Here is a 21,817-nt window from a genome sequence, read left to right on the forward strand (position 1 = left end):
ACTCCATTGAATTAAGTCGTAATACCGCACCTATCCAATATGCTTTTTATTCATCCCGTACTATTTAAATGGTTAATAGTAGGATATTAGAACTATTCATTTGTTCAATTTAGAACTTGGGATTAGCATAGTCAAGTAGATTCGGATCCGGTTAATTATTCAGCTTAACCTTGTTGTAAGCAATCGCAGTAGTGAATGTGCAGGATCTAAACGGCAACTCACGTGTAACTGGTTTTAGTTATTGGCATTACCTAACACGATGTTGTTCAAGTCATGATTTTTATAACGTTAGAGACACTCAATGGCTGCGATATATTTGATTAGACACGGACAAGCTTCTTTTGGCAGTACCGATTATGACCAATTATCAGACAAAGGTTGTGAGCAAGCTTCCTTGCTGGGTCAATATTGGCGCACAAGAGTTAAGCCAAGCAAATTTTATTGTGGTGACTTATTACGCCATGGCCAAACGTTAAGTCATTTTGCTAAAGGGTTAGACATTAACACCACTCCGATGGTTATCCATTCGGGGTTTAATGAATTTGACCACGTTGATATTTTGCAAAAATTTAATGGTGAATGGCTTCATTTTGCTGAAAAAAATGAAACACTTCAGCAGTTTGACGAACCCAATAAAGTGCTTCACAAAGAATTTTATCAGGCATTAAATCGTTGGATGAGTGGCCAGCATGATTTGGAATACAAAGAAAGTTGGCCGCAGTTTAAAAGCCGTTGTATTCGTGCATTGCAGAATATTATTGAACAAGAACTGGCAAAAAAACGCGTACTCACACACACCACCAATGATGCAAAGCAACCTAAAGATATTTTGGTGTTTACCTCTGGCGGCACCATTTCGACAATAATGCAGCACATATTGCAATTAAGCGACCAGCAAACATTGGCGATTAATCAACAAACCAGAAATACCAGTGTGACGAAACTGTTGTTTTCGGAAAATATGTTAAGTGTAGATTACTTCAACAACTACAGTCATTTAGAAGTAATGGGCGATGAATGGATTACCTTTAGATAAGCATAAACTCACACTTTCAACGCCTCGTTAATGCTGCTGTTGAATTAGAACCTCAATACAACAAGGATAAAAAATGAATACTGCTAATTTATTTGATTTAACAGGGAAAGTCGCGTTAGTCACAGGTGCTAGCCGTGGTATTGGTGAGAGTGTCGCTAAAACGTTAGCCCAATATGGGGCGCATGTCATTGTATCGAGCCGAAAAATTGACGCATGTCAGGCCGTGGTTGATGAGATAATCAAAGCCGGTGGAAGCGCACAAGCTATTGCATGTCATATTGGTGAGTTAGCGCAAATTGACGCCATTTTTGCAGCGATTACAAAGCAACATGGCAAGCTAGATATTTTGGTTAACAATGCTGCAGCCAACCCTTATTTTGGTCATATTATTGATACTGATTTGGCCGCATTTCAAAAAACTGTTGATGTAAACATTCGCGGTTACTTCTTTATGTCGACCAACGGTGCCAGATTAATGAAGGCCAGTGGCGGCGGTTCAATCGTTAACGTCGCTTCGGTTAATGGCGTGATCCCGGGTGATTATCAAGGCATTTATTCCGTCACCAAAGCAGCGGTTATTTCAATGACTCAAGCTTTCGCCAAAGAATGTGCCCAATTTAATATTCGTGTTAATGCCTTACTCCCTGGCGGTACCGACACCAAATTTGCTTCAGCACTCGTTGATAACCCAGCTATTTTAAAACAAATGATGCATCACGTGCCGATGAAGCGCGTCGCGCAGCCTGACGAAATGGCAGGTACCGTGTTGTATCTTGCCTCAAACGCATCAAGTTACACCACAGGTACTGCCATCAATGTTGATGGTGGCTATTTGATTGGTTAATGCTTTAAAAATACAAAAAATAAAACGAATATCTCGATAGGAATTTATAATGTCTAGCACTCAAAACACCAGCATCAACAAGCTATTTGAATCGTTTTCAAATAAATCTTTATCGCTTAAAAACAAAACCGTAATGGCACCGATGACCCGTGCCTTTTCACCAAACTATATCCCCAATGCTGAGGTTGCCGCATATTACCGCCGCCGTGCTGAAGGCGACGTAGGGTTAATTATTACTGAAGGCACTTTTATTTCGCATAAAGCCGCCAACGGTTATGAAAATGTGCCGGCCATTTTTGGTGAGCAAGCCTTAGCAGGTTGGAAGCATGTCGTCGATGAAGTACACGCTGCAGGTGGCAAAATTGCACCACAACTTTGGCACGTTGGCGCGGTAAGAAAACCTGGAGTGGGTCCTGATAAAGAAATGCCGGCATACAGCCCATCGGGTTTGTACAAACCTGGTGCATCAAATGGCGTTGCCATGACACAGGATGACATTGATGAAGTGGTCGCCTCATTTGCACAAGCTGCGCTCGATGCAAAGAACATTGGCTTTGATGCCATCGAAGTGCATGGCGCACATGGTTACTTAGTGGATCAGTTCTTCTGGGAAGGCACTAACCAACGCGACGACCAATATGGTGGCTCGCTAGAAAATCGCACCCGTTTTGGTGTTGAAATCGTTAAAGCAATCCGTGCAGCCGTAGGTGAGGATTTTACCATTATCTTCCGTTTCTCTCAGTGGAAACAACAAGATTACAGCGCAAAACTGTGCCAAAACCCTGAAGAGTTAGCCATATTTTTAGGTTTATTAAGTGATGCCGGTGTTGATATCTTCCATGCCAGTACACGTCGTTTTTGGATACCTGAATTTGACGGTTCTGATTTAAACCTTGCTGGTTGGACCAAAAAACTGACTAACAAACCTGTGATCACTGTCGGTAATGTTGGCCTGGACAATGACTTTATTGGCGAAGGTAATGCCGATTTGTCTGGTACTTCAAACCCAACCGGTATTGATGAATTATTAGTGCGTTTAAATAATGACGAATTTGATTTAGTCGGTATCGGCCGAGCGTTATTGGTTGATCCGCAGTGGGTTAATAAAATTAAAACCAATGCGATTGATGAGATTAAGCCATTCAATAAAAAATCATTAATGTCGTTGAGTTAACACGACTTTTCTCCCGATTAAAACGCACTCCATTTATCAAAAGGTCACAATATGAATTTTGAATACAGTGAAAAAGTTCAAGGCTTAATTAATCAAGTTAGCCAGTTTATGGATGAGCATGTTTATCCGCATGAAGACGAAATGCATCAACAAGTTGCACAAGACCCATGGTCAACACCGCCGTTAATGGATGAGCTTAAAGCTAAAGCGAAAGCGCAAGGCTTATGGAATCTATTTCTACCGGTGGCTTATGGCAAATACAGTGGCGGGTTAACCAATTTAGAATATGCACCTTTAGCCGAAATTATGGGCAAAGTGATGTGGGCGCCAGAAGTGTTTAACTGCGCCGCGCCGGATACCGGCAACATGGAAGTATTAGCAAAATATGGTAGCGAAGCACAAAAAAAGCAGTGGTTAGAGCCGCTGCTTGAGGGCAAAATTCGCTCAGCCTTTGCCATGACAGAACCTGAAGTGGCCTCAAGTGATGCAACTAATATCGAATTAAGCATCGTGCGTGATGGTGACGAGTATGTCATTAACGGCCGTAAGTTTTACATTAGTGGAGCGTGTCGTAAGCAATGCGAAATCATGATCGTGATGGGCAAAACTGACCCTGACAATACCAATCGTTATATTCAGCAATCCCAAGTGCTCGTGCCAATGAATACTCCGGGGGTGAAAATGGTTAGGCCGATGCAAGTATTTGGCTATAACGATTCGCCAGAAGGCCATGCTGAAGTGACCTTTACCGATGTACGTGTGCCAGTTGACAACATTATTGTTGCCGAGGGCAAAGGTTTTGAAATTGCGCAAGGTCGTTTAGGCCCTGGGCGTATCCATCACTGTATGCGTTCAGTGGGTATTGCACAGCGTGCATTAGATTTAATGTGTCAGCGTGTGAGCGAACGAATTGTATTTGGTCAACCGATGATCAAACAACAATCTGTGCGTGAAGACATTGCCAAGTCGGCTTGCCAGATTGAACAAGCGCGTTTAATGACCTTAAAAGCAGCGCAAAAGATGGATACCGATGGTAATAAAGCGGCTAAAGACTTAATTGCGATGATTAAAATTGTTGCTCCGAGCATGTCACTTGATGTGATTGACCGTGCCATTCAATGCCATGGCGCGGTGGGTGTCAGCCAGGATACCTTTTTAGCGCATGCATGGGCCGGTCAGCGTACGCTTCGTTTAGCGGATGGTCCAGATCAAGTACACATGATGCAACTTGGGCGTGATTTAGTAAAAAAAATCAGTCAATAAACCATCATTAGGCCGACATACGCTGGGGCGTGTCGGCCTATTTAATTGAGCAAACAAAATGTTGTTTATATAGCGTCATTAGCGCATCAGCGACATTAATCTAACAATAAGAGTATTGCTAAATGCCACATACATTTTCTATTGATAATGAGCAGCTTAGTGCTTATTTACAGCAACATGTTGACGGCTTCATTGGGCCAATCACACTTGAAAAATTCTCTGGTGGTCAATCTAATCCTACTTATAAAGTCACGGCACAATCGGGCGTGTATGTACTGCGCCGTCAACCGCCAGGTAAGTTATTAAAATCTGCCCACGCTGTAGATCGTGAATACCGAGTCCTTGCTGCGCTTAAAGGCAGCGACGTACCGGTAGCTAAGGTGTATCACCTTTGTGAAGACATCAATATTATCGGCTCCATGTTTTATGTGATGGAGTTTTGTGATGGCGCCGTGTATTGGAGTGCATCACTAGCCGAAATTCATTCAAATGAGCGCCGCGGTGCCATGTACAGCGAAATGAATAGGGTACTTGCAGCATTACACAGTGTTGATGTCGATGCCGTTGGTTTAAGCGATTATGGCAAAGCCGGTAGCTATTTTGAACGTCAATTGGGCCGTTGGGTATCGCAATATCACGTCACCGAACTTCAGCCTATTCCAGCTATGCACAAACTGATTGAGTGGCTTGAATCTCATATACCCAATGATGATGGCAGAGTCTGTTTAGTGCATGGTGATTTTCGTTTAGACAACATGATGTTTGCTAAAGACAGCCCGCAGGTTATCGCGCTGCTTGACTGGGAACTCTCTACATTGGGTCATCCATTTGCTGATTTAGCGTACCAATGTATGCAACTGCGTATGCCTGCAGGCATGGGCACTATCGATGGTTTAAAAGATATTGATCGAGGCAGCTTAGGGATCCCTACAGAAGAAGAATATGTTGCACAATATTGTCAACGAATGGGTATAGATCGCATCGATAACTGGGCATTTTATCTTGCGTTTAGCTTTTTCCGCTTAGCAGCTATTGCTCAAGGTGTCGCTAAACGCGCAGCACAGGGAAATGCATCAAACGAACATGCAAACAAAGTGGGATCATTTGTGGAACCGCTAGCACAAATGGCATTACAGGTAATACATAGCGCAAAATAATCATAAAAAATACAACAAGACCATCAATTACAGGAGTTACTCGCATGGATCCATTATTAGACTTTACTGGCAAAGTTGCCGTTATTACTGGCGCAGCGCAAGGTTTTGGCAAATTACTTTCTCAGGAACTGGCCAAACGTGGTGCCAAACTCGTGATTAGTGACATTAATGAAGCTGGCGTACATAAGGTGGCTGACGATATTGCGGCCACTGGCGCCGAAGTGGTCGCGATGAAGTGCGATGTTTCTAAAGATGAGTCTTGTAAAGCGATGGTCGATACCGCGCTTGAATATTTTGGCCGTGTGGATATCGGTGTCAATAATGCCGGTATTGCCCATGAGTTTATGCCACTGCACATGATTGATGAATCGATTATGGACAGCCAATTTGCCATTAACGTCAAGGGTGTTCAATTCGGTATGCGCCATCAAATTGCACAAATGCTGAAACAAGGTGAGGGTGCTATTCTCAACGTAAGTTCGATGGCCGGCTTAGGCGGGGCAGCCAGAGGCAGTGCTTATTCAATGGCTAAGCATGCAGTGATTGGTTTAACCAAAACCGGTGCAGTTGAATACGGCCGCGACAACATTCGTATCAATGCCATTTGCCCCTTCTTTACGTTAACGCCTATGGTCACCAATTTTGCTGATGAAGAAAAACAAAAGAAAATGGCGCGCGGCACGCCTATGAATCGTTTAGGTGAACCTAAAGAAATCGTCGCAGTCATGTTAATGATGTTGTCGCCTGGCAACACCTACATGACGGGCCAATGCATCGCGGTTGACGGTGGTGTGTCTGCATTTTAAATCCCCGTTGCTTTGCTATTGTCAGTAGTTATTAGTCAGATTGACTGTGGTCATTGGATTGAGTTTTTATAAGATAAGAAGAGAATAATATGCCAGCTACATTAATGAATGAACGCGATCTCGAGTTTATGCTGTACGAACTGTTTGACAGTGAAGGGTTAACAAGCCGTGAGCGTTACCAGGATCATGATCGTCAAACGTTTAATGAAGTGATTAACACAGCGAAAACCATTGCTGAAAAACATTTTCTTCCTATTCGACAAAAGCTTGATACTGACCAACCGACTTTTGACGGCAAAAAAGTTCATATTCTGCCTGAGCTTAAAACTGCCATCACTGCGGTGATTGAATCGGGCATTGGTTCGGCCACTGCAGATTACGACTTAGGCGGCATGCAACTACCGCCTATTATTGCCAGTGCTGCAGGGGCGTTTTTAAGTGTCGCTGGCGGCGTGGGCATGGGTTACAACATGCTCACCACTGCCAATGCCAATTTGCTGCAAGCACATGGCAGCGATGAGCTTATCAATACCTGGGTAAAACCGATGCGAGAAGGCCGCTTTATGGGCACGATGGCCATGACCGAACCTGGTAGTGGCTCTGGACTGGGTGATTTGATCACCAAAGCGGTAAAAGCTGAAGATGGCACTTATCGTATTAGTGGCAGTAAAATTTATATCTCGGGCGGCGATCACGACTTAAGTGAAAACATTGTTCATTTAGTATTGGCGCGTATTCAAGGCGCTCCAAAAGGAGTGAAAGGGATTTCGTTATTTGTGGTGCCAAAGTTTTTACTTAATGACGATGGTTCTATTGGCAAAGACAATGAAGTCGCCTTAGCGGGGTTATTCCATAAAATGGGTGGCCGTGCGCAAACCTCTACCGCGCTGAGTTTTGGTGAACAAAATGGCTCAGTGGGTTACCTTGTTGGTGAAGAGCATTGCGGCCTCAAGTACATGTTCCATATGATGAATGAAGCCCGCATTATGGTGGGTACTGGTGCGGCAGTAATAGCCGTTGCGGGATATCAATACTCTGTTGATTACGCCAAAAACCGACCTCAAGGCAGATTACCATCATGCAAAGATCCATTATCACCGATGGTCAATATCATTGAACATGCTGATGTTAAACGTATGCTATTGGCACAAAAAGCCTATGCAGAAGGTGCTATGGCATTGGTGTTATACGGCACGCAATTAAGTGACGATTCACACACGGCAGATACTGAAGCGCAGCGACAATACGCCTATACACTATTAGATTTTTTAACTCCGATCATTAAAACCTGGCCATCAGAATACGGCCCTAAAGCAAACTCACTTGCCATACAGGTGATGGGCGGCCACGGTTACATAAACGAGCATCCCGTTGAAATGTTTTATCGCGATAATCGCCTTAATCCCATTCATGAAGGTACTACCGGGATCCAATCATTGGATTTAATGACCCGCAAAGTACCCATGAATAAGATGCAAGGGTTTAAGGCGACAATAAGCGAAATGATGAAAACCATCGATGAAGCTAAGCAACATCCTGGTTTACTTGAGTATTCGACTCAATTAAGTCAAGCGGTTGAAACCTTGACCACCACCACAGAAGCGGTATTAAGTGCAATGGCGACTAAGAATATCGATTTGGCATTAGCTAACTCGGTTAAATACCTTGAGTTATTTGGTCATGTTATCGTCGCCTGGTTGTGGTTAAAGCAAAGCATTGTGGCAACAAAAGCGCTCGCAGAAAAACCGCATCAAACGGATGTGCATTTTTATCTAGGTAAATTGCAAGCCGCTCAATACTTCTATCGATTCGAATTACCCGAAATTTACTTATGGTCAAACATTTTGATTAACACCGACAGCACCAGTTTTGACATGCAGAGTGAGTGGTTTTAATCGTACCGTGATGACAAGTGAGTATTGTTGATAGGTTAACTCATCATTAGTTAACGTATTAATGGTATATTTTAATGTTAAAAATGAAAGCATTACCTCAATTTAAGGTAATGCTTTTTTTATGCCTGCAATCCCTATCACCCACATACAAACTATTAGCTATGAGAATATCTAAGTATCAAAACTATTCATTTGTTTAATTGATAAACCCCAATTAGCATGAGTTATCGTATAAATTTCATTCATGGATCGTATTGCGAAAGCAAAAGGGGAAGGGAACATGCCAACAGTGATTAATCGTAACGAGATTGCTAACTACATCGGTCATCAAGCCGCGCCAACTGATTGGCATCAAATCAATCAACAGCAAATTAATCTTTTTGCTGACTGCACCCTAGATCATCAATTTATTCACGTCGATGAAGAAAAAGCCAAAGCCACACCTTTTGGCTCAACCATCGCGCACGGTTTTTTATCTTTATCTATGTTGTCGCATTTTGCAGAAGAATTTAGCGTGATTATTGATGGCTTCTATATGGGCCTTAATGCCGGTTTTGACAAAGTGCGATTCTTACAGCCAGTAACCGTAAACAGCCGTATCCGCGCACATGCTAAAACCCTGTCGATTGAAGAGAAAAAACCAGGACAATTTCGCATTTCAACAGAAGTGACCATTGAAATCGAAGGGGTTGATACCCCGGCGTTAGTGGCTGAGTGGATTTCAGTGCAAATGGTTAAGTAAATCGCCATATCAAGACATTATAACAACATTATTATCAGTATATTGGGGACATCAAGATGACAATCAGTTTTGCAGGAAAAGTCGCGATAGTAACAGGTGCGGGTAACGGATTAGGCCGCTCACATGCATTAGAGCTAGCTAGACGCGGCGCTAAGGTGGTTGTTAATGATTTAGGCGGTGCACGTGATGGTAGCGGTGCATCTTCAGCGGCATCACAAGAAGTGGTCGCCCTTATTGAAGCGATGGGCGGTGAAGCCATTAGCCATGGTGCGAACGTGGCTAACTTTGATGAAGTGCAAGACATGGTGCAACAAACCATGGACAAATGGGGCCGAGTCGATGTGTTAATCAACAACGCTGGTATTTTACGCGATAAATCGTTTTCAAAAATGACCTTAGACGATTTTAAAGTCGTTATGGATGTACATGTTATGGGCTCGGTTAACTGCACCAAAGCGGTATGGGAAATCATGAAACAGCAAAATTACGGCCGTATTGTGATGACAACCTCTTCAAGTGGCATGTATGGAAACTTTGGTCAGTCAAATTACGGCGCGGCAAAAATGGCCCTGATTGGTTTAATGAATACTTTAGTGCTTGAAGGTGCTAAAAATAATATTCACATCAATGCATTAGCGCCAACAGCAGGCACCCGCATGACCGAAGATTTAATGCCAGAAGAAATCGTTAAAGCCTTCGCACCCGAAGCGGTCACCGCGGGCATGCTGACCTTGTGTGATGATGACGCGCCTAATCGCTTTATTTTATGTGCTGGCGCCGGTGGTTATTCTAGTGCCAGTATTTTTGAAACCGATGGATGTTTTATTCCTACGGCAAAACAAAGCCCAGAAGCGGTACGCGACAATTGGGATAAATTAACCGCACAAGATAATCAAAAAGCTTTGGTTTCTGGCGCGCAACAAGGTGAAAAATTTATTATGAAAGCCATGGCATTCATGAAAGCGCAACAGCAATAATAAATTGATTAGATTATTCCGAGGTCACTGGGGTGATTTCGGTTGAGTGGTGTCATTGGATTGCAACAACACCACTCACAATGTGCATTAAACAAGATGCACTCTATATATAAAAGGAATTGTCATGAGAGAAGCTGTCATTGTATCCGCTGCACGTACGCCAATTGGTAAAGCCTACCGTGGTGCCTTTAATGATTTATCTGCACCGACATTATCTGCTGTAGCGGTAAATGCTGCTGTTGAGCGCGCGGGTATTGACCCAAATGAGATTGATGATTGTATTTTTGGTGCTGCGCTCACTCAGGGTAACCAGGGAATGAACTTTGGCCGTCAAGTGGCAATGGCTGCACAATTACCGGTATCGGTAGCGGGCATGACGGTTGACCGTCAATGTTCATCTGGATTAATGTCAATTGCGATAGCAGCAAACCATATTGTGGTTGACGGTGCCAAAGTGGTTGTCGCTGGCGGTTGTGATTCAATTAGCTTGGTACAAAACGATAAAATGAACATGAGTCGCGCCGTAGACCCTAGCGTAAAAGCTTATCGCCCCGCGATTTACATGCCAATGCTTGATACCGCTGAAGTGGTGGCTAATCGCTACGACATTTCACGCGAGCGTCAAGATGCTTATGCATTATCGTCACAACAACGTACCGCGGCCGCTCAAGTTGCTGGTAAGTTTGACGATGAGATTGTGCCTGTAACTTGTACTAAATTGGTGATGGATAAAAACACGGGTGACATTACCAAAGAAACGGTTACGTTAACTCAAGATGAAGGTAATCGTCCGTCGACCAATATTGAAGGATTAGCAGGCTTAAAAGCGGTTAAAGACAATGGCTCCATTACCGGTGGTAATGCATCGCAATTATCAGATGGTGCCGCGGCAGTAGTGGTGATGGATCGAGAACTTGCCGAGCAGCGAGGTCTTAAACCATTAGGCGCATATCGCGGTATGGTTGTGGCGGGATGCGAGCCTGACGAAATGGGCATTGGACCGATTTATGCCATTCCTAAATTACTCGAGCGCAACGGGTTAACAATGGACGACATTGGTTTGTGGGAAATCAATGAAGCCTTTGCCGTGCAAGTGATTTACTGCGCAGATAAATTGGGTATTCCTGCGGATAAGTTAAATGTCAATGGTGGCGCAATTTCAATTGGTCATCCATATGGAATGAGTGGCACACGCATGGTCATGCACGCGCTAATTGAAGGTAAGCGCCGTGGTGTTAAATACGTCGTCATCAGTATGTGTATTGGCGGCGGGCAAGGCGCTGCAGGGTTATTTGAAGTGTTGTAAATTGTGTGGAAGTTGAGTGTCATCATAATAATAAATCATTGCCGTAAATAACCTGATTTTTTAGGTTTTATTAGCATTATCATAATAATAGGGGACCGTATTATGGAAAAAGTTTGGCTTGAGAAGAGTTATCCACCTGGAGTTGAGTTTGAAATTGACCCTGATAAGTACAGCTCTTTAGCAGAATTATTTTTAAAGTATACCAAGTTATACGCGAGTAATACGGCGTTCATTAATATGGATGTAAGTATTACCTATCAACAGCTTGAGCAACAAGCGACTGACTTTGCGGCCTATTTACAGCATGATTTAGGGTTAGTGAAAGGCGATAAATTTGCCATTATGATCCCAAATCTATTGCAATACCCAATAGCCTTATTTGGTGCATTGATTGCCGGGCTAACCGTAGTCAATGTTAACCCGTTATACACACCCCGTGAGTTAGAACATCAACTAAAAGACTCAGGTACAAAGGGCATTTTGATTTTAGAAAATTTCGCTCACGTGCTGCAGGCTGTCATCAATAAGACCGATGTTAAGTATGTTGTCACGACCAGTGTTGGCGATCGCCTCGGCATGATTAAAGGTGCACTGATTAATGGTGCAATTAAACATGTTAAAAAACAGGTGCCCGCGTTTGATTTACCAAATGCGGTTAAATTTAATGATGCCATGTCTAAAGGCAGCAAACTTAAGTTTACTCCGGTTGCGGTTACTGGCGAAGACTTAGCCTTTTTGCAATATACCGGTGGTACAACAGGCCCATCAAAAGGCGCAATGTTAACGCACCGTAATATGGTTGCTAACCTTGAACAATCTAATGCCGTAACCAAAAACGTGTATGAAATCGGCAAAGAGTTTATGATCACTGCATTGCCGCTTTACCATATCTACGCGTTAACCTCTAACTGCTTAGCATTTTTACCCTTTGGTGGCACCAACTTGTTGATCACCAACCCACGCGATATGCCGGGCTTTGTTAAAGAGTTAGCTAAATACAAATTTACCGTCATTACTGGGGTAAATACTTTATTTAATGGTTTGTTACACACCCCAGGTTTTGATCAGCTCGACTTTAGTGCCTTAAAAATGGGCTTTGGCGGCGGTATGTCAGTACAGCGCCCAGTAGCTGAACATTGGGAGCGAGTCACTAAAAGTCGTCTTCTAGAAGGTTATGGCTTAACTGAGTGTGCGCCGTTAGTGACCATGAGTCCGTACAACCAGGAAAAATACAATGGTTCTATTGGACTTCCTGCTTCATCAACCGATATTCGCCTTGTCGGCGCCGATGGTGAAGATGTTGCCTTAGGCGAGCCTGGTGAAATGTGGGTAAAAGGGCCGCAGGTGATGAAAGGCTATTACAATCGTCAAAAAGCCACTGATGAAGTGTTAAAAGACGGTTGGTTAGCCACGGGCGATATCGCGACCATGGACGAAAATGGCTTCTTCAGAATTGTTGATCGTAAAAAAGACATGATTATTGTGTCTGGCTTTAACGTATTCCCCAATGAAATTGAAGAAGTTATTGTTGCGCATGAAGGCGTACTTGAAGCCGCTGCGGTGGGGATATCTTGTGATGCCACCGGTGAACGCGTAAAAGTGTTTATTGTGCGTAAAGACCCAATGCTGACTGAACAGGATATCTTTGATCACTGCGCAGAAATGCTAACCAACTATAAACGTCCTAAAATCATTGAATTTATGGACGAGCTACCAAAAAGTAATGTCGGTAAAGTGTTGCGTAAAGACTTACGCAGTAAGGCATAATTGATCAAATAGGGTCTGTTTTTGTGTCGGTTATTGCCAATACAATCACAGACCCATATTGAGCCAGTATGTGCTGGCTCAATGCCCTTTACGCTAATCAACATGCGTTTTCTTGAACGAGCAGATTAATTAACGCAATGAGTATTCAAGTGTCAATTCTCAATCTTATAAGAGTCAGAAATAATTCAATATGTTAGAAATTTATGCCGGTGATACGGCGTTAAAAACAATACAACAAGATGGTTTTTCTCCTGAGCTATTTAGCTCTTTTTTAGGTGCCAGCGGTGGGCCAAAATGGTTTACCTTATTTGGCTTAGACAAATATTTATTTGGCGAATTCTTTAAAGGCAGACAACAACCATTAAACCTTATTGGCTCAAGTGCAGGGGCATTTCGAGCGGCGTGTTTTGCGCAAAACGATCCCGTTGCAGCCATAGAACGTTTGGCTAAAAACTACAGCGAAACCGTGTATTCTGATGATAAAAAGCCGCAACCATTAGAAATCACTACAAAAGCATTCGAATTACTTGAAGTGTTATTTGGCGCAACAGGCGCAGATGAAATTATCAATAATCCCATCTTTAAAGCACATTTTATCGTGGCGAAATGCAATGGTCTTGTGGCATCAGAAAGTAAATTAAAACAGGGTGTGGGTTTAGCCAGCAGCTTTGTGCGTAACGCCATGAGTCGCCCTTTACTCAAAAGCCAATATCAACGGTTTATTTTTCAGCATAGTCAAAGTGATTTAGTGATAAATGACCCTGATAATATTCCGACCACCGCGGTGAGCTTATCGGAGCAAAATATCAAGCGCGCCTTGTTAGCGTCAGGATCTATTCCGATGGTGATGCAAGGCATTAAAGACATTCCTGATTGTCCTTCGGGGATGTATCGTGATGGCGGGATTATTGATTATCACTTTGATTTTGATATTCAAAATAAAGGCTTAACCCTATACCCGCATTTTAGTTCAACCTTAAAAGCGGGGTGGTTTGATAAAAACCTGTCACGAAAGGTGAGGCTGCAACACTACGATAAAACCGTTTTATTGTGTCCATCGGCAGAGTTTGTGGCGTCGTTACCGTATCAAAAAATTCCAGATCGCAGTGACTTTGTTGAAATGAACCCAGCGCAGAGGCTTAAATATTGGCAACAAGTGTTTGTCGAAAGTGAAAAGCTAGCACTGCATTTTAACCATTTTTATCGTAATCAAACAATCAACAGCATTAAACCGATTAATCAACTGCACGAATAATAACGTGTTTAGATGACTGGGTTTAGATGACTGGGTTTAGAGACTGGGTTAGTTAGCAGCTTAGTGACTATTTTAGTTCAAAGGCTTAACCATATTTACATCCTTAATCAGTTAGACATGAAGCAACAAATAAAGATAACAATAGCGCCATAGACGGCCACACAATCATCGACAAAGAGAGAAACACATGAGCACATTTACCGCAATCAATCTCATCGCCCGTCCTCAAGGTGGCCCAATTGGCCCAGAATTATTTGAAATAGTGCAAAAGCCAATGCCAAGCGTGGGTGAAGGCCAGTTTTTAGTGAAGCAAAACCACATGTCATTAGACCCTGCGATGTTTGGTTGGATGAGTGCTGACACCGAGAGTTACATTCCTCCGGTTGCACTGGGTGAGGTGATGCGCAGTTCTGGTATTGGTGAAATAGTGGAAAGTCAGCATCCTGATTTTGCCGTTGGCGATCGAGTGATGGGCATGATGGGCTGGCAAGAATACGTGTTAAGTAACGGTGCCGGTTTAAATAAAGTGACCGCCCCTTTACCGGATGAAGCCGTGTTATCGGTGTTTGCATTGCCTGGTTTAACGGCCACTCAAGGTTTATATGGCGTTGGTAAGCCGCAAAAAGGCGAGACCATTGTTGTTTCTGGTGCAGCAGGCTCGGTGGGCTCTATTGTGGGTCAGCTGGCCAAAGCTGATGGCTTAACGGTTATCGGTGTGGTCGGTAGCGATGAAAAAGCAGATTGGATTGTCAATGAATTAGGTTTTGACGGTGCTATCAATTATAAAACAGATGATATTGCAGCAAAATTAGCTGAATTAGCGCCAAAGGGTGTTGATGTGTATTTTGAAAATACCGGGGGGCCTATTCAGCATCATGTCTTTGCCAAAATGAATGCGCATGGTCGTATTGTGGTGTGCGGCATGATAGCCGATTACCCTAAAGCGGTACCTGATTTAGGCCCAAATTGGATCCAGGTAATTAAAAAGCGTTTGATTATTCAAGGTTTCACTATGCCTGATCACTTTGGTGACGTACCGGCATTATTACAAAAATTGACACCGTATGTGATGAAAGGGCAAATCAAGCATCGCGCCCATGTGTTAGACGGTCTTGAGTCTGCCATTAGCGGCTTGAACTTGTTCTTTACCGGCGACAATAAAGGCAAGCTTATCGTTAAGCTTTAGTCATCATCAATACGCAGCGCTGAGCACGTCATTCAATGTTCGGTGCTGCCACATCACTTTATTCCAAGTCAGGCGATATATATGAGCGACATCAAAACCCATTATAGAAATTGCAATATTTGCGAAGCCATGTGTGGCTTGGAAATTAACTATCAAGACCAGCAGATTATTTCAATTAAAGGCGATCAACTCGACCCATTTAGTCAGGGCTATAATTGCCCTAAAGCGCTCGCGTTAGAAGACTTTTACACTGATAAAGACCGATTGAAAACTCCGATTAAACGCACTGAGACTGGCTGGCAAGCCATCAGTTGGGATGATGCATTTACTGAAATCGTCGACAAATTCAAACATATTCAGCAGCAACACGGCAAAAATGCATTAGCGGTGTATTTAGGTAATCCTAATGCCCACAGTTTAGGCAATGCATTATTCCTTAAGCCGTTCATGAAATCTCTTGGCACCATAAACCGCTTTAGTTCTGCCTCGGCAGATCAATTACCACATCATGTTGCCGCTAACTTTATGTTGGGTGCAGGTATGTTAATCCCGGTGTCTGATATCGATAGAACCGATTTTATGTTAATCATTGGCGGCAATCCTGTTGTCTCTAATGGCAGTATGATGACTGCGCCTAATGTGATTGGACGATTAAAAGCCATTCAAAAGCGTGGCGGTAAAGTGGTGGTGGTTGACCCGCGCAAAACCCGTACCGCAAAAATTGCCGACCAACATGTATTTATTCGCCCTGAAAAAGATGCATTTCTGCTGCTTGCTCTCATTCATTGCGTGTTTGCTGCTAATAAAGTCAATTTGCGTCATTTAAGCGATAAGGTTGATGGGTTGGGTGATATCGAAAATCTAGTTAGCGCCTATTCACCAGAAATTGTCAGTCCATTTGTCGGCATCGATGCTGAAGTTATCCGTACGTTATCAGCAGATATGCTGGCTGCCGATTCGGCCGTTTGTTATAGCCGCATGGGCGCATCAACTCAAACTTTTGGTGGCATTTGTTTGTGGCTCACCAATGTACTCAACATTATTACCGGTAATTTTGATCGCGAAGGTGGTGCAATGTTTCCACAGCCTGCCTTCGATTTACTGCGTAATCATCAACCTGGGCACAAAACCTCGTTTGGTCAATACCATTCTCGCGTGCGCAAATTACCGTTTTTTAATGGTGAGTTTCCGGTGGCGACTTTAGCAGAAGAGATCCAAACACCTGGAGAAGGGCAAATTAAAAGTGTGATTACTGTTGCAGGTAATCCAGTGTTATCCGCACCCAGCGGCCATAAATTGGCTACGGCATTTAGTGAGTTAGATTACATGGTATCGATTGATATCTACCTTAATGAAACCACAAAATACGCTGACATTATTTTACCCGGCACGACAGGTGTCGAGAACTCACACTTTGATATTTTCTTTAATTCATTCTCAGTGAGAAACACGGTTAAATATTCAGCGCCGCTATTTGAAAAACACAGCGATCAACGCAGCGACTGGCAAATACTCAAAGAGATTTCAGCGCGGATGCTTAATGTGCCTGCAGACGATCCAATACAGCAGGTTACGCCTGAAATGATATTGGATATGGAGCTTAAAAAAGGCCCATATGGTCAGCAAGGCATGAGTTTACAAAAGTTAATTGATAATCCACATGGCATTGATCTTGGTCCGCTTATGCCGTGTTTATCTGAACGGATTAAAACCGCGAACGGCAACATCGATTTATTCCCCGCGGTTTATCAAGACGATTTACCGAGATTACACGCTGTCATGACGCAAACCGCTCGTGATAATCAATTTCCATTTGATTTAATCAGCCGTCGTTTAGTGAAAAGCCACAATACCTGGACCCAAAATTCTGAGCGATTAATTAAAGGTAAAAATCCTTGTACTTTAGAAGTGCATCCTCTTGATGCAAAACACTTAGGCGTTGCACAAGGGCAAGTGGTTACAGTAACTTCCGCTGTTGGTACAATAAACATCGAAGTGGTGATTACCGATGATATTCAACCAGGCGTCGTTACCATGCCGCAAGGTTGGGGTCATAATCAGCAAGGTACTAATATGTCTGTTGCCGCGACACAACCGGGTGTGAGCATTAATGATTTAACGGATGCTGCCAGAGTTGATATGCTCACAGGTAATGCGGCATTTAATGGCACACCAGTGGCAATTAGTGTTGCTTAACGCTAACAAAAAAGCGTTGAGTCAATGTTAATGAGTACTAGGAATGGGCACCTAGGAATGAGTTGAGACACGTTTATTGAGCCACCATCGTCTACAAGCATTTTTTACAAATAAGTTGCCAAGAACAACGATTAAATAAAAAGGTTAACCATGTTTAAAAGTACACAAAACTACATCGCATCAAACGAACTTACGTTAGCGGTCAATGCAGCTATTGCACTTGAAAAACCGTTACTGATTAAAGGTGAGCCAGGTACCGGTAAAACTCAGTTAGCAGAAGAGTTAGCGCGTTCGCTCAATTGTAAATTATATCAATGGCACATTAAATCGACCACCAAAGCGCAGCAAGGCCTTTACGAGTATGACGCGGTATCGCGATTACGCGACAGTCAATTGGGCGATGCCAAAGTGCATGACATTGGCAACTATATCGTTAAAGGCAAGTTATGGCAGGCGTTTGAAGAAGAACAGAGACCGATTTTGTTAATTGATGAAATCGATAAAGCCGACATCGAATTTCCAAACGACTTATTGCAAGAGCTTGATAAGATGGAGTTTTATGTTTATGAAACTCAGCAAGTGATTAAAGCTAAACAACGACCGATTATTATCATTACCTCAAATAATGAAAAAGAGCTGCCAGATGCTTTTTTACGTCGTTGTTTTTTCCATTACATTAAGTTCCCTACCAAAGCGGAAATGGAAAAGATTATCGACGTGCATCATCCTGACGTTAAACAAGCCCTGTTAAGCCAGGCATTAGACGTATTTTTTGATTTACGCGACGTCAATGGCATTAAGAAAAAACCGTCAACATCAGAGCTCATTGACTGGTTAAAGCTATTAATCTCCGATGATATTTCGCAGCAGACCTTACTTGATAAGCAATCGGACATTATCCCCTTGTTTGGTGCATTGCTAAAGAACGAACAAGATGTGTCATTGATTGAAAAGCTGGCTTTTATGAGCCGTAGAAACAGGTAGTAAGCCGTGTTTATTGATTTTTTCTTGACCCTAAAAAAGCACAAAGTCCCGTGCAGTTTGCGCGAACTACTTGACCTTATCGCCTTGCTTAAAAAAGGCGTGGTGTTTGCTGATGTTGAAGCGTTTTATAACCTAGCCAAAATCGTCATGGTTAAAGACGAAATCCATTACGACAAGTATGACAATGCCTTTGCAGAATACTTTAAAGGCATAGAAAGCATTGATATTTTTGATCATATTCTGCCAGAGGATTGGCTTCGTAAAGAATTTGAAAAAAACTTAAGCCAAGAAGAAAAAGATCAACTCAAAGCGCTTGGTGGCCTTGAAGCGTTAATGAAGACACTTAAAGAGCGTTTAGAAGAACAAAAAAAACGCCACGCTGGCGGTAATAAATGGGTAGGTACAGGCGGCACATCGCCTTTTGGTGCTTATGGCTATAACCCAGAAGGTATTCGAGTTGGTCAGGATAAAAACCGCAATAACAGCGCGGTGAAAGTGTGGGACAAACGTGAGTTTAAAAACTTTGACCAGGACCGTGAGCTCGGTACCCGCAATATCAAATTGGCCTTAAAAAAGTTACGCAAATTTGCTCGCACAGGCGCCAGTGAAAAGCTTGATATCAATACTACGATCCGCTCAACCGCGCAAAATGGCGGCTTACTCGATGTGCACATGGAGCCAGAACGTCATAACGCAGTCAAAGTGCTGATGTTTTTTGATATTGGCGGCTCGATGGACGATTACATTCATACTTGCGAAGAGTTATTTTCGGCCGCGCACAGTGAATTTAAGCATTTACGTTTTTTCTATTTCCATAACTGTTTATATGAAAAAGTATGGCAAGACAATAACCGCCGGTTTGACAAAACCATTGAACTCGATGAAGTGTTACGCACATTCTCATCTGACTACAAAGTGATTTTTGTCGGTGATGCCACCATGGGACCTTACGAGATAATCGCGAAAGGCGGCAGTGTCGAACATTGGAATGAAAAACCCGGTATAGAGTATTTGAATCGTTTAATCGGGCATTTTAATAAAGTCGCCTGGCTTAATCCTCAGCCAGAAAACTATTGGCATGTTCATCAATCTATTTCGATTATTCAAAAACTGGTTAGCGACAAAATGTATCCGTTAACTGTAGATGGCATAGGCCGCGCCATTAAAGATCTCAGTTAAAAGAAAGATTGTTGTTCACTTAATGAGTTTGGCGAACGGCTCGACTATTGAACGAAGCGAACGACACTACACGACAACATCACTTTACGCTCAACTTAGTGATAATTGATAAAAACACTTAAACAGGAAGGTCAATCATATGGATTTTTTACGCACCGACGACAGTTGTTTTACCAATTTGCCTGATTATCATTTTAACGCCAATTACTTAACGGTTGACGACGCTGAAGGTGGCCAGCTAAGAGTCCATTATGTTGATGAAGGCCCTAAAGAAGCTGCACCTATACTATTACTTCATGGTGAACCTACCTGGAGTTTTTTGTACCGTAAAATGATCCCCATTTTAGTGCAGGCGGGTCATCGGGTTATTGTGCCTGATTTGATTGGCTTTGGCCGTTCAGACAAACCGACAAAACGCTCAGATTATACCTATCAGCGCCATGTCGACTGGATCACTTCATTGATGTTACAGCTAAACCTCAGTGATATGACTTTAGTGTGTCAAGACTGGGGCGGCTTAATTGGTTTACGATTAGCGGCAGAGCACAGTGAACGTTTTGCGCGAATAGTTGCAGCAAACACCATGTTGCCTACGGGCGATCATCAACCTGGAGAGGCTTTTCTCAAATGGCGTCAATATTCACAAGATGTTGATATATTCCCAACGGGCAGCTTAATTGACCGAGCTTGCGTATCGACACTGACCGACGAGATTATCGCCGCGTATGATGCGCCATTTCCTGATGAACGTTACAAAGAGGGCGCGCGTCAGTTTCCTTTACTTGTGCCAATCACCCCAGATGACCCCGCAGCAGATAAAAATCGTGCAGCCTGGAAAGTGTTATCACAATGGCAAAAACCATTTTTAACCGCTTTTAGTGACTCAGATCCTATTACCAAAGGCGGTGACGCCTTAATGCAAAAGCTCATTCCCGGCACTCAAGGACAAAAGCACACCACCATAGTCAGCGGCGGACATTTCTTACAAGAAGATAAAGGCGAAGTGTTAGCCGAAGTCGTTGTGCAATTTATTGCTGATAATCAATAATGCCTGAGTGACAAGTGACAAGTGACAAGTGACAAGTGACAAGTATGACATAAGATAATGTCAGTAATTCACTTTAAGGAGCCAATATGTTGTATCACGGAATATCGATTATGTTGGCCCCTGTACTTGTTTTACAAGGCCTCAAAGTGCGCCGCACCACGCCAAGACTTGCCGAACCAGAAGGTGAACGTGTCGGTCAAACCGGATCAAATCCTCAGTTAAGCTTATTGATTTTAGGTGACTCTGCCGCAGCGGGGGTTGGGGTGACAAACCAAAGTCAGGCGTTACTTGGTCAGGTGCTTGAGCAATTAAGCCCAACATTAGATGTTAACTACGCCTTGTTTGCTAAAACAGGTGCAACCACATCAACTACGTTGCAAGCGCTCAATGAGCCGATTGATCCCACTCATCCCATACTCGCTCAAGAGCATTATGATGTCATCGTCACCTCATTAGGGGTCAACGATATCACTTCATCGGTGAGTTGTGATAAGTGGCTTTTACAGCAACAGGCATTGTTTACATTGCTTAAAAAGCGCTTCACACCTAAACAAATTTTAGTCACAGCATTGCCACCTTTAGGGCTGTTTCCCGTTTTGCCAAATCCATTACGGTGGAGTTTAGGCAAACGTGCTAATCAATTTAACCATGGTTTACAGCAATTATTACTCACGCTAAATCAACAACAGAACAATCAAAGTAGTCAATTTACTATGATAAAACTGCCGTTAGACAACCCACAACCCGAGTTAAGCATGCTCGACTTTATGCGCCAGGTCATGGCCAGCGATGGATTTCACCCAGGCGCACCGATTTACAATGCATGGGCAAGCTTAGTGGTAGAGCAGATAGTGGATGGTGTTGTTGCCCCAAGATGTGTTTAAACATATGTTTAGGTTATGGCCTGCGGCCACTAACGTCGTGGCGCTTCGCCCACACCAGAGCAAAGGGGTAAAGCGCATTCTTGTTCATAAATCAGCCTTTGCAAACCCTCAGCGCCTC

18 protein-coding genes are annotated in these 21,817 nt (G+C 43.1%); all 18 read left to right on the top strand.

Features of this window, described 5'->3' with window-relative positions; all coding sequences use genetic code 11:
- Nucleotides 1-301 precede the first annotated feature (301 nt).
- The 18 genes from AC19MX_RS15550 to AC19MX_RS15635 all read left to right on the top strand — a co-directional run bounded on the left by AC19MX_RS15550 (nucleotide 302) and on the right by AC19MX_RS15635 (nucleotide 21,699).
- Entirely contained in the window at nucleotides 302-1,036 is a 735-nt protein-coding gene (locus AC19MX_RS15550; protein ID WP_432400280.1) for a histidine phosphatase family protein, read from the top strand.
- 73 nt (nucleotides 1,037-1,109) lie between these two features.
- On the top strand, nucleotides 1,110-1,880 hold the full coding sequence (locus AC19MX_RS15555) for an SDR family oxidoreductase (protein WP_432400281.1): 771 nt from the start codon (nucleotides 1,110-1,112) through the stop codon (nucleotides 1,878-1,880).
- 49 nt (nucleotides 1,881-1,929) lie between these two features.
- Entirely contained in the window at nucleotides 1,930-3,054 is a 1,125-nt protein-coding gene (locus tag AC19MX_RS15560) for an NADH:flavin oxidoreductase (protein WP_432400282.1), read from the top strand.
- A 51-nt stretch (nucleotides 3,055-3,105) separates the two neighbouring features.
- On the top strand, nucleotides 3,106-4,317 hold the full coding sequence (locus AC19MX_RS15565) for an acyl-CoA dehydrogenase family protein (protein WP_432400283.1): 1,212 nt from the start codon (nucleotides 3,106-3,108) through the stop codon (nucleotides 4,315-4,317).
- Nucleotides 4,318-4,439: 122 nt separating this feature from the next.
- Nucleotides 4,440-5,474: a phosphotransferase family protein gene (locus tag AC19MX_RS15570; RefSeq protein ID WP_432400284.1), complete on the top strand. Its 1,035-nt coding sequence runs from the start codon at nucleotides 4,440-4,442 to the stop codon at nucleotides 5,472-5,474.
- Nucleotides 5,475-5,518: 44 nt separating this feature from the next.
- Nucleotides 5,519-6,280 (top strand): SDR family NAD(P)-dependent oxidoreductase, encoded by a 762-nt coding sequence (locus AC19MX_RS15575; protein ID WP_432400285.1) that lies wholly within the window; start codon nucleotides 5,519-5,521, stop codon nucleotides 6,278-6,280.
- A gap of 89 nt (nucleotides 6,281-6,369) precedes the next feature.
- Complete coding sequence (locus AC19MX_RS15580) at nucleotides 6,370-8,175, top strand: acyl-CoA dehydrogenase (RefSeq protein ID WP_432400286.1); 1,806 nt, start codon at nucleotides 6,370-6,372, stop codon at nucleotides 8,173-8,175.
- Nucleotides 8,176-8,455: 280 nt separating this feature from the next.
- Nucleotides 8,456-8,917, top strand: a complete 462-nt coding sequence (locus tag AC19MX_RS15585) for a MaoC family dehydratase (protein WP_432400287.1) — start codon at nucleotides 8,456-8,458, stop codon at nucleotides 8,915-8,917.
- Between the two features lie 56 nt (nucleotides 8,918-8,973).
- The gene (locus AC19MX_RS15590; RefSeq protein ID WP_160056575.1) at nucleotides 8,974-9,894 is read left to right on the top strand and encodes an SDR family NAD(P)-dependent oxidoreductase; all 921 of its coding nucleotides are present in this window, start codon (nucleotides 8,974-8,976) and stop codon (nucleotides 9,892-9,894) included.
- Between the two features lie 124 nt (nucleotides 9,895-10,018).
- On the top strand, nucleotides 10,019-11,200 hold the full coding sequence (locus AC19MX_RS15595; RefSeq protein WP_432400288.1) for an acetyl-CoA C-acyltransferase: 1,182 nt from the start codon (nucleotides 10,019-10,021) through the stop codon (nucleotides 11,198-11,200).
- 102 nt (nucleotides 11,201-11,302) lie between these two features.
- A complete protein-coding gene (locus AC19MX_RS15600) occupies nucleotides 11,303-12,967 on the top strand; it encodes an AMP-binding protein (protein ID WP_432400289.1) in 1,665 nt (554 codons plus the stop codon).
- Between the two features lie 190 nt (nucleotides 12,968-13,157).
- Entirely contained in the window at nucleotides 13,158-14,222 is a 1,065-nt protein-coding gene (locus tag AC19MX_RS15605) for a patatin-like phospholipase family protein (RefSeq protein WP_432400290.1), read from the top strand.
- Between the two features lie 187 nt (nucleotides 14,223-14,409).
- Nucleotides 14,410-15,408, top strand: a complete 999-nt coding sequence (locus AC19MX_RS15610) for an NADP-dependent oxidoreductase (RefSeq protein ID WP_432400291.1) — start codon at nucleotides 14,410-14,412, stop codon at nucleotides 15,406-15,408.
- Between the two features lie 81 nt (nucleotides 15,409-15,489).
- Complete coding sequence (locus AC19MX_RS15615) at nucleotides 15,490-17,604, top strand: molybdopterin-dependent oxidoreductase (protein ID WP_432400292.1); 2,115 nt, start codon at nucleotides 15,490-15,492, stop codon at nucleotides 17,602-17,604.
- Nucleotides 17,605-17,754: 150 nt separating this feature from the next.
- Nucleotides 17,755-18,588 carry an AAA family ATPase gene (locus AC19MX_RS15620; protein WP_432400293.1) on the top strand — a complete coding sequence of 278 codons (834 nt, stop codon included), beginning with the start codon at nucleotides 17,755-17,757 and terminating at the stop codon, nucleotides 18,586-18,588.
- 6 nt (nucleotides 18,589-18,594) lie between these two features.
- Entirely contained in the window at nucleotides 18,595-19,767 is a 1,173-nt protein-coding gene (locus tag AC19MX_RS15625; RefSeq protein ID WP_432400294.1) for a vWA domain-containing protein, read from the top strand.
- Between the two features lie 139 nt (nucleotides 19,768-19,906).
- Entirely contained in the window at nucleotides 19,907-20,815 is a 909-nt protein-coding gene (locus tag AC19MX_RS15630) for a haloalkane dehalogenase (RefSeq protein WP_432400295.1), read from the top strand.
- A gap of 86 nt (nucleotides 20,816-20,901) precedes the next feature.
- Nucleotides 20,902-21,699, top strand: a complete 798-nt coding sequence (locus AC19MX_RS15635; protein WP_432400296.1) for an SGNH/GDSL hydrolase family protein — start codon at nucleotides 20,902-20,904, stop codon at nucleotides 21,697-21,699.
- Nucleotides 21,700-21,817: the final 118 nt, after the last annotated feature.

Source organism: Shewanella sp. MF05956, assembly GCF_059758055.1.